9 protein-coding genes and 1 tRNA gene are annotated in these 9753 nt (G+C 35.9%); 1 reads left to right on the top strand and 9 read right to left on the bottom strand.

What is annotated here, in order from left to right:
* Positions 1-182 precede the first annotated feature (182 nt).
* Complete coding sequence (locus ACOVO2_RS15935) at positions 183-1580, top strand: LamG domain-containing protein (RefSeq protein ID WP_421770933.1); 1398 nt, start codon at positions 183-185, stop codon at positions 1578-1580.
* A gap of 11 nt (positions 1581-1591) precedes the next feature.
* Here ACOVO2_RS15935 and ACOVO2_RS15940 read toward each other — a convergent pair whose 3' ends face one another.
* From ACOVO2_RS15940 to ACOVO2_RS15980, 9 genes are all read right to left on the bottom strand, one after another.
* Entirely contained in the window at positions 1592-3946 is a 2355-nt protein-coding gene (locus ACOVO2_RS15940) for a LamG domain-containing protein (protein WP_421770934.1), read from the bottom strand.
* A 47-nt stretch (positions 3947-3993) separates the two neighbouring features.
* Positions 3994-4734 (bottom strand): GNAT family N-acetyltransferase, encoded by a 741-nt coding sequence (locus ACOVO2_RS15945; RefSeq protein ID WP_421770935.1) that lies wholly within the window; start codon positions 4732-4734, stop codon positions 3994-3996.
* 5 nt (positions 4735-4739) lie between these two features.
* On the bottom strand, positions 4740-5660 hold the full coding sequence (locus tag ACOVO2_RS15950; RefSeq protein ID WP_421770936.1) for a glycosyltransferase family 2 protein: 921 nt from the start codon (positions 5658-5660) through the stop codon (positions 4740-4742).
* Positions 5661-5809: 149 nt separating this feature from the next.
* Positions 5810-6367 carry a transcription termination/antitermination protein NusG gene (nusG, locus tag ACOVO2_RS15955; protein ID WP_421770937.1) on the bottom strand — a complete coding sequence of 186 codons (558 nt, stop codon included), beginning with the start codon at positions 6365-6367 and terminating at the stop codon, positions 5810-5812.
* A gap of 23 nt (positions 6368-6390) precedes the next feature.
* The gene (secE, locus tag ACOVO2_RS15960) at positions 6391-6573 is read right to left on the bottom strand and encodes a preprotein translocase subunit SecE (RefSeq protein WP_188765738.1); all 183 of its coding nucleotides are present in this window, start codon (positions 6571-6573) and stop codon (positions 6391-6393) included.
* Between the two features lie 22 nt (positions 6574-6595).
* A tRNA-Trp gene (locus ACOVO2_RS15965) sits at positions 6596-6666 on the bottom strand.
* Positions 6667-6869: 203 nt separating this feature from the next.
* Positions 6870-8192, bottom strand: coding sequence for a tyrosine--tRNA ligase (gene tyrS / locus ACOVO2_RS15970; protein WP_421770938.1), 1323 nt, complete (start codon positions 8190-8192; stop codon positions 6870-6872).
* A 253-nt stretch (positions 8193-8445) separates the two neighbouring features.
* Positions 8446-9105 carry a porin family protein gene (locus ACOVO2_RS15975; RefSeq protein WP_421770939.1) on the bottom strand — a complete coding sequence of 220 codons (660 nt, stop codon included), beginning with the start codon at positions 9103-9105 and terminating at the stop codon, positions 8446-8448.
* A gap of 145 nt (positions 9106-9250) precedes the next feature.
* On the bottom strand, positions 9251-9753 hold a 503-nt coding region (locus tag ACOVO2_RS15980; protein ID WP_421770940.1), incomplete at its 5' end, for an S-adenosylmethionine:tRNA ribosyltransferase-isomerase.

Consider the following 9753-nt stretch of genomic DNA (forward strand, 5'->3'; position numbering starts at 1 on the left):
AAGTCAAGATTCATAGCTTTGTTATATTTGTGGCCAAAGTTACGGTTTTATTAATTTAAAATAAATTATTAAGATGATGAATTATTGATATAATAAGAGTTCTATCCGAAAATACTGTCAATAAATTTCATAAATATCTCTGTACTTTTTTATTATTAAATGGTACAATTATTGCGATGATAATGGCAAAAAACATTTTTATGCTATACACACGACTATTATTGCTATTTTTAATTTCATGCTTATTTCTAAACACAAAAGCACAAACCACAAACGGACTTGTTGCATATTATCCTTTCTCTGGTAATGCAACAGATAAAGCAAGTACTCATGATGGTGTAGTCAATGGAGCTACTTTAATTGCAGACCGATTTGGAACAGCAAACTCAGCATATCATTTTGATGGAAATCAGTGGATACAAGTACCTCATAGTACCAAACTTAACTTTACTACAGAATTCACAATTAGTCTATGGATAAAACCAACAGGAAGTGGACGTACTCCTGATAATACTGCACCAACTATCATCAACAAAGAGTGTGAATATGAAATTAGTAGGTGGCAGGATAATTCAATAAGATGGGCAACAAACACCGCATATGTTTGGCATGATACAAAAATTATTGCTCCATTAAACGAATGGAAACAAATAATTATGGTTTACGGTGCTGGAAAAGTTATTTTTTATGAAAATGGTAAAAAGGTTTATGAATATAATAAACCTATTAATGGCAGTATATTTCCCACGACTAAACCTCTAACAATCGGAAGTAGGCCAGGCGGAACTTGGAACGGTTTTGATTGTTATGGCCGTTCGTATGACCAAAATTTTCAAGGAGCAATTGATGATATTAGAATTTATAAATTTGCCCTAACAGAATCAGAAACTAAACAGCTTTATGAACAAGAACGAGTCATTAGTAATCCTAAAATTGACTTAGCTCTAACTTCTTCGACAAAAAATTTCGTAGTCCAAAAAGATTCTATAAGAGTTGTATCCTTCAAATTAAAAAATGAAAGCACTACCACAGCTACAAATATTAAAGTACTTCTCAAAATACCCTATACCCCTCCATTTGTCATAAAAAATTCTCAAAATTGCAGCAGAGGCACATTTGATAGCAATATGTGGACCATCCCAGCATTGGCCGCAGGAGATAGTTGTGTATTAAATATCAATTATCAACCAACTCAAAGTGGAGTCTGGTATATTGAAGGAGAAGTTTTTGCCTCTGACCAAGAAGATTTAGATTCAAAAACAAATAATAGTATTGATACAGAAGATGATTTTGCAAGAATCTGTCTATCTATCCCAATAAAATCAACATCAGAGACTTTTGGAATGCAATTAATGATAGAGGATTCGAAAATTGATATTCTGCAATGGTATAGAGATGGAATTATTATAGCTGGAGAAAATCAAAAGACATTACAGGTGAAGGCCTTAGGCAAATATAGTTATACAACCAAAACATATAAATGTCCAACACAAGGATGTTGCCCGTTCATTATAGAAAAGAGTACAGCACCTATAAATTGCTGTACTCCTTTAGAATATATCTTAAACAAGCAAAACTAATAAGTGAGGGCCTATTTATCACCTCCACAACCATTATTTAATGCTTCAAACACTGCTCCTTGCTCAACTTTAAAACCAGGCTGTAATAAAACTGATTTTGTACCATCATATCTTAGCTTAGAAGTAGTTGTTACCGTATTAGTTGCAATTATTTGAGCTGCTTCTTCCCTCAAAGGAAAAAGATTTATGTAAGCACTAACCAACGATAAATTTTCTGGACACGCAGAACGGCAACCTTTTGTGAACATCACATTATTAACTTCTTCAGCAGATAATTCTCGATTATAAATTCTAAAATCATCAATTACTCCTGTAAATGGAGACAGGTATCCCAAACGGCTACCAATATATGCAGAAGGTGTACCATAAATCATACTTACGCAGGTTGAAGGTGAAGTTGCTACTAATTTTCCATTCACATACATTCTGTAAGCAGTAGGTCCCATAGTAATGGTTATATGATACCATTGATTTTGCGTGACTGTTACCCCGCTATTTCCTGAAATAAGAGCAGTTAAGCAATACGTAGGATTGGCATAGGCATGAGCCACAAAACTAACAGAACCATTGGTATTTGATAAATAGAGCGACTGGTCTCCAACTCCATTTTGTCCTATTCCAAAAATCCAAGCGGTGCCACTTGGCAATGTGGTTGCTTTTATCCAACCCGAATAAGTATAATTATTAGTTGCAAAGTTACTCGGATTAGCAATGCTCACATAACTTGATGAGCTACCCGAAAATTGATAAGCACTATTAGGATAACCAAACCTATCAGAAGCCAAAGAAACATTCGTTGGAGTACCATTATTGATACTTATCTCATCTTGGGCATCACCTGTGAAAGAGAAACAACTCACTAAACCTGCTTGTGTATGAACATACGACTCGCAGCTGGCCTCGACTGGTAGATTGTATAATGCTGTTACTTCTGCATCATTTAATGCCCTACTATAAACTCTTATATCATCTATCTTTCCACCAAAATAGAAAGTATTATTGAATCTTTTACCAATAAGTGCAGTAGTAAGACTATAAGATGGATTCCCACCAACAAATGTTGAAGTGACAAATGAACCATTAATATATAATTTTACAGTATTGGCAGTGGCCGTCACTACTACATGATACCATCTATTCAAGTCAGTAGGTATTACTTGGCTGTATGTAGCAGGGCCTGTTTGTGTTGTTCGATAATTCCAGATGCCATATCCTTTGTTTGGCGTATAGTCTGAATACACAATATTTTGTGTATTTTCAATAATAAACTCATGTTCATTTGGTGGACTATCGGGCTTCACCCAAACAGAGTAAGTGAACTGTTGATTCTGCAAATTATTTGTTGGAAAGATCATGTAATCATCCACTCCATCAAAGTTATATGCTTGATTAGGGCGATTAAATCGGTCAGTTGTGAGGGTTGGACCATAGACAGTTGCATGGTTTCCACCTCTTGCATCTGAAGCATTGCCATTAAAAGGAAAACAAGTTATTAAGCCACTATCTAAATTAACATTGCTTGAACTTACTGTTACGGTAGCACTTCCAGATGCAGAACCAGAGCCACAACTATTACTCAATGAGGTAATTGTATAAGTTGTTGTCTGTGTTGGTGAGACCGAAATGTTTAAAGGAGATGAGTAGGCGATTCCACTTGTTCCGTTTGATAAAGTATAATTCCATGGACTCGTACCCGTAAACGAAAGTGTGAGGTTTGCGGTCTGTGATGGTTGAACTGTTTGAGTTCCACTTATTGTTGCATTAGCCGTCAAGCAACCAGCAGGCAGATTAGCCATACAATAACTTACAGCTCCACCAGTTGGTTGATTAATATAAATGGTATTTGCTTCGTTTGAATAGTTAGTAATAAGCATTGTATATACCTGCCCTACTTGAGCATTCGGGACAACTAAATCAGCCGAACCTGAATCCCAATCACAGGTAATAGGTTGATTTGCAGTAACTGAACAAGCATTTGAAAAGTTTCCGTTTGGTATTGGCCCCCAAATAATTCCATCTATATCATAATAATTACTCGAATTATCAATTCCATTAAAAGTAAATGTAAGCGTACCTGGCGAAGTTACAGTAAACAAAAACCAAACCTGATTTGGACGACTACCGTAACAGTCCCAATTAGCACCGGCCGGCTCAGTATAACCCGAATTATCGTCTATAGGAGCTGCAACCGCAAAAGATGGTTTACAAGTATAGTTTTGTGGATTACTAAAAACTGAGCATCCAATAATAGCATTTACATTATTAGTTGTAGGTAAGGGTCTGCGTGGAGCTTGCTTAGTTTTTTGTGCAGTAACAGCACAAACAGATAATATAAATAACAAGCAGGTGGTGTATAATTTTATCATCAGCAAGTATATTTTTATGGATTTCTATACAACAAAGTAAAACTAACTCAATTCTTATTGAAAACTAAGTGATATGTATCGTATGCTTTCTTTAACTGAAAATCTTCTTTAATCCATGCTTTTTGAACACTGTAGTTTTGTATTTGGGTCGAAACCCACATTGTAGCAAAGCCTAAATCTTTAAAATATCCTTGTGTAAACCTTATAATATCGGTATAAACCCCTTTTCCAGCTGCTTGTGGCATTACTCCATAAAGAACGCCTTCACATTCATTTTTCTCCTTATTAAAAGTACAAGTAGCAAAACCAATAATATCATCTGCTTGCTTCACAAGCCAAGATATTCTTCCTTCCTGTGCTTCTGAAATGTATGACTTTGCCCATTCGATATAACCTGCCGATATTTTTTGTTTATCTAAACAAGGATTAGATGCGTAATGACTTGTGTAATCTTTGAAGATAATTGGCACGATTTCGTCTAAAACTTGACTATTCTCACTTGAAATTAATTCAAATGATAAATTATTTCGCAAAGGTGTAATCTCTGAGCGTTTCAATGCACTAAAGTAATAAACCAGCGTATCGGCATGAATAACTTGGCACTTTAGTTTATGTAGTTCACTATGTTTATCTTTAGTAACTGATGGTAAACGCAAAATAATCAAGTCAATCTTATCTTTTTCGACTTGCGATGCTATCTCTTCAACACTAAACTCATCTAAAACTTTTCTAAAAACTCGTACACCAAAACGTTGACTATCAACTTCTGAATAGATTAATTCATTCATATAGATTACATATTAAGTTTTTGTCTAATAATAAACTGTGGACGACTTTTCACTCCCTCGTATATTTTCCCAATATATAAACCCACAGCACCAATCATAGCTATAATGATTCCTGAAAATAACCAAATGGAAGTAATCAAACTGGCATAACCAGGTTGGGTTACGAACCCTTTGAAATACCCTAAAATGATAAACAAAGCAAAGATAATTGATAAACCAGTAATCGAAAGTCCAAATTTCATCATAATCCAAAGAGGTTTGTCCGAATTAGCCAAGATAATATTCACGGCCAGCTCAAATAATCGTTTAAAATTATAGCTTGACTTACCCTCTGCTCTCTCCGAATGTTGAACCTCTAAAATTGTCTTCTTAAAACCAACCCAATTCACCATTATCGGAAAAACAAAAATAGATTCTTGTAAACTACATACCGCATCAACAATTTTCCTGCTAAATATACCAAAATTAGCTACGCTACTATCAAATTTTACATCAGTAAAGTACCTAAGTACAGAGAAATAGATTTTTGAAACCATTATTTTTGAAAAACTATCTTGACGGTCTTTCCGACTGGCCTGTACTGCATCAAAACCTTCGAGAGCTTTTCGATGTAGATTTGGAATTTCATTAGGTCTATCCTGCAAGTCACAATCCATCACCACAACCCACTCTCCCTTTGAAACTTGTAAACCCGCTGAAATAGCTGAATGCTGACCAAAGTTTCGACTTAAACTAACTCCCTTAACCTTACTATCTTTCTTACAAATAGCCTCAATTCGCCCCCAAGAATCATCAGGACTCCCATCTTCTACCAAAATAATTTCGTAGTCTTCGGTAATAGTTTTGACTGATAAATGAATTTCTTCAACCAGTTGCTCTACTATTTTCTCGGCACGATATACTGGTGAGACAATTGATAAATACATTTGATAATAGAAATTTAAGGTTTAGTTAGTTTATCACAAAATACGCTTTTCTTAGAGGTATTTGCAAGTATTTGTACTTAGAAATAGAAATCTGGGCATAAAAAAAGCCTTTCTTTTCAGAAAGGCTTTCTTCAATATTCTTTGAACGATTATTGCATTTTTTCAACTTGCATATATCCCAACTCAACTGGTGTACTTCGACCGAAGATTTTAACGCTTACGCTCAATTTCTTCTTATCTTCATTCACCTCTTCCACTGCACCATCGAAACCACTGAATGGTCCGTCGATTACTTTTACATTTTCACCTTTTACGAATGTGAGCGATGGAGAAATATTATCGCCGATAATAACCTCTTCTTGCACACCTAAAATACGATTAATTTCAGATTGACGTAAAGGCTCTGGTGTCATTGATGTGCCGTTGTTACGACCCAAAAAGCCAATTACACCTGGCATACTTTTAATTAAGTGAAGCACTTCACCATTATTTAAATCGGCATTGACAAGGATGTATCCAGGGAAAAAGCTTTTTTCACGAACACGTTTTTTGCCATTACGAACTTCTGTGATTTTCTCGGTTGGAATTAATATAGTTGGTATTAATTCATCCAACTTGCGTCGAATTGCTTCGTTTTCGATGTAGGTTTTAATTTTCTTCTCCTGTCCCGAAACTGCCCGCACAACGTACCAATTGATTTCGCTCATTGTATAGGAAATTTATAGGAAACTTAGATTGACTGGTAGAATAAACGCAGACCGTTTTCGATTAAAAAATCGATAACACCTACTACTAAAGCAAAAATTAATGATGCTACTAATACAAGTGTTGCACTTGATTGTAGTTCACTCCATTTGGGCCATGTTACCTCTTTGGTTACTTCTTCCCAAGAGTTCTTAAAAAATTCTTGCATAATTTCTTTATTAATAAAATTGCACGGGCACTAAGATTCGAACTCAGATCAAAGGTTTTGGAGACCCGTATGCTACCATTGCACCATGCCCGTGTATGTTTCCCTTTTTGTTTGGGACTGCAAAGATAAGTGTATTTTTTTTCTTTGCAAATTAGAAATACCAAAATTATGCCAAAAAAAATGATATAATTATGAATTAAGAATTAAGAATTGAAAATTAAAGTCTGTAAATAATTGATAATTAAATATTTATGACCGAAACACACAACTCTTAATTCATAATTCTCAATTCTTAATTAACTCAAAATTTTCACAATATGATTTTTCTTGCCTTTTCCTATCAATAAATATTTTCCTTGTAATAATTGTAGCTCGGAAACTGGTAGTTTTTCGTCGGTGATTTTTACTTTATTGATGCTTACGGCGTTGCCTTGCATGGCACGACGTGCTTCACCTTTTGATGCGTAAACTTCGTTGTTGGTCGTAACCGAAATCAAATCTAATACACTTGCACAGCCAGCCCATGCTTCTTGCGAGATTTCGGTCGTTGGAACACCATCAAATACACTCGTAAATGTGGCCTCATCTAAACTTTGTAGGGTTTCGAGGGTTCCTTTTCCAAATAAAACCTCTGAGGCTTTTACGGCCAATTCATATTGTTCTTCGCCGTGTACACGAGTAGTCACGTCTTTTGCCAATGCTTTCTGAGCGATTCGCAAATGTGGTGCTTCAGCGTGTTGAGCTTCGATTGATTCGATTTCTTCTTTCGAGAATAATGTAAATACTCTCAATAATTTCGGCACATCTCTATCGTCTTGGCCTAACCAAAATTGATAAAATTGGTAAGGTGAAGTTAGATTTGCATCGAGCCAGATGGTTTCGCCACCTGCTGTTTTACCCATTTTCTGACCATCGGCCTTTGTCATCAATGGTGTAGTTAGAGCAAATGCTTTATGTGTTACGTTTTCATCTTCAACATCACCAACCATCGCATTTTCCTTTCTACGAATCAATTCTGTACCTGTCGTGATATTTCCCCACTGGTCAGAACCACCCATTTGTAGGCGAACATTTTTGTTTTTATATAACCAGTAGAAATCATAACCTTGTAGTAATTGGTACGAAAACTCGGTGAATGAAATACCCGTTGTCAGACGATTTTTTACCGAATCTTTCGACATCATGTAGTTTACGGTCAAGTATTTACCTACTTCACGTAAAAACTCTAAGAAGCCGATTTCCTTGAACCAATCGTAGTTATTGACCATTTCGGCCGAATTTGCACCACAATCAAAATCCAAAAACTTTACCAATTGGTTTCTGATGCCATCTTGGTTTGCTTTCAAGACTTCTTCCGATAAAAACTGACGCTCGGCCGATTTTCCCGAAGGGTCGCCAACCATACCTGTTGCTCCACCCACGAGGGCATAAGGTTTATGGCCCGCCAATTGGAAATGTTTGAGCAACATAATAGTTGCCAGATTACCAATATGCAATGATTTTGCAGTTGGGTCGAAACCGATGTACCCAGCCGTCATTTCTTTATTGAGTTGTTCTTCGGTGCCTGGCATGGCATCTTGCAACATTCCTCTCCAACGTAATTCTTCGATGAAATTCATAATATATCACCCCCCCGCCCCTAAAGGGGAGCTTAAAAAAGTTACGTAATCTTCTCCCCTTTAGGGACGAGGAGAACTATAAAAAAATCCTCTTAGCTTGCACCAAGAGGATTAATTATATATCAAAAATGTACATAGTTATCTTGCTTGATGCGGATTTTATCCGAAACAATAATACAATACACTATATGACACTTGTTTTTTCATGTGGCAAAATTAAAGCAATTATTTGTATTTGAAAAAAATACCTGTCTTATTTTTTCTGTTTGGCTTTGTCTTTTTTTGCCCAACGATAATAATCGCTGAAATTAAAACTTGCTGATACTTGCAAAGTGCGGTTTTGGAAATTGAGCGGAATAACCGATTTATCTTCGAGCGTGTATGTTTTGTTAGTTGTATTTGTCAGGCCATGAATGTAACGAATATTTAAGCTAAACAAATGAGCAGCATCAAGCATATCGATACGCACGCCTCCCGCAAGGCTGAAGTCATAATTAGTATATGGACCACGTGTTGTACCTGCATTGAGTGCATAACCGTATTCCGGACCAGCCACTAAATGTATATTTTTAGCAATTTCGTAGCCTAAAACAAAAGACCCCGTTAAATATTGATAATTATTACGCAAAATCGTATTTCCAGTTTCAACAAAATTGGTAGTTGCCTTGAAACTTCCTCCTTTGGCTTGATAATATAACTCTGGCTGAAGGCTGATTTTTTTCAAATTCCAACGATAGAATACACCCGCATTAAAATCGTTTCTTAATTTATTAGAAATATTTGTGCGGTTATTGATGATGGCAGTCATTGAGTTGCTGATACCCACTTTGAATCCGTACTGAGTATCGGGTCTGACTTGGGCGAAACTAAGAATGCTTACAAAAACTAAAATAGTGGTTAATGCTTTTTTCATTGAAATGTTTGTAGGACAGGTTTGCAGCCTGTCGCTTTTTGGTTTTAGTGACCTACATGCTCACTATTTATTAGAAATAATTCTTTATATTAATAGCGAACAGGATGTTCGCTCCACAGTTGATAACGAAATTTGAGTTGCAAAATTACGGAATCAAAAGCGAAGAATCACCATAACTTAAAAAACGAAAATTATTTTCGAGGGCATAATCATAAATTTTCTTCCAGTTTTCGCCTACCAATGCCGCTACGAGTAAGATTAATGTAGAATCTGGTTGATGAAAATTCGTGATAATTCCTTTACAAATTTTGAATTCGTAGCTCGGAAAAATGAAAATTTCGGTTTCGCCGACGAGTTGCGAAAGATTATTTTCGGTCATGTAATCAATGACAGCTTTCAGCGATTGTTCGGCAGTAAAACTTTCAGTTTGATTATAGGGTATAAGTTTTTCAATGAAGAAAGCCTCCCCCTGCCCCCTCCGATAGAGGGGGTTCTTTTGAGAAATTAACAGTTTCACACCAAACCAATACAAACTTTCGAGCGAACGCATAGAGGTTGTACCGACAGGAATTACGAACGAAACATTTTCTAATAAATTGATAATAAACGATTTATCGAAAACTATTTGCTCGCAGTGCATTTTGTGTT

It is taken from the genome of Emticicia sp. (assembly GCF_049241225.1).
GTDB lineage: Bacteria > Bacteroidota > Bacteroidia > Cytophagales > Spirosomataceae > Emticicia.

Coding starts and splice junctions, on each gene's coding strand:
- ACOVO2_RS15935 (WP_421770933.1), top strand. CDS start 183: ATGGCAAAAAACATTTTTATGCTATACACACGACTATTATTGCTATTT.
- ACOVO2_RS15940 (WP_421770934.1), bottom strand. CDS start 3,946: ATGATAAAATTATACACCACCTGCTTGTTATTTATATTATCTGTTTGT.
- ACOVO2_RS15945 (WP_421770935.1), bottom strand. CDS start 4,734: ATGAATGAATTAATCTATTCAGAAGTTGATAGTCAACGTTTTGGTGTA.
- ACOVO2_RS15950 (WP_421770936.1), bottom strand. CDS start 5,660: ATGTATTTATCAATTGTCTCACCAGTATATCGTGCCGAGAAAATAGTA.
- nusG (WP_421770937.1), bottom strand. CDS start 6,367: ATGAGCGAAATCAATTGGTACGTTGTGCGGGCAGTTTCGGGACAGGAG.
- secE (WP_188765738.1), bottom strand. CDS start 6,573: ATGCAAGAATTTTTTAAGAACTCTTGGGAAGAAGTAACCAAAGAGGTA.
- tyrS (WP_421770938.1), bottom strand. CDS start 8,192: ATGAATTTCATCGAAGAATTACGTTGGAGAGGAATGTTGCAAGATGCC.
- ACOVO2_RS15975 (WP_421770939.1), bottom strand. CDS start 9,105: ATGAAAAAAGCATTAACCACTATTTTAGTTTTTGTAAGCATTCTTAGT.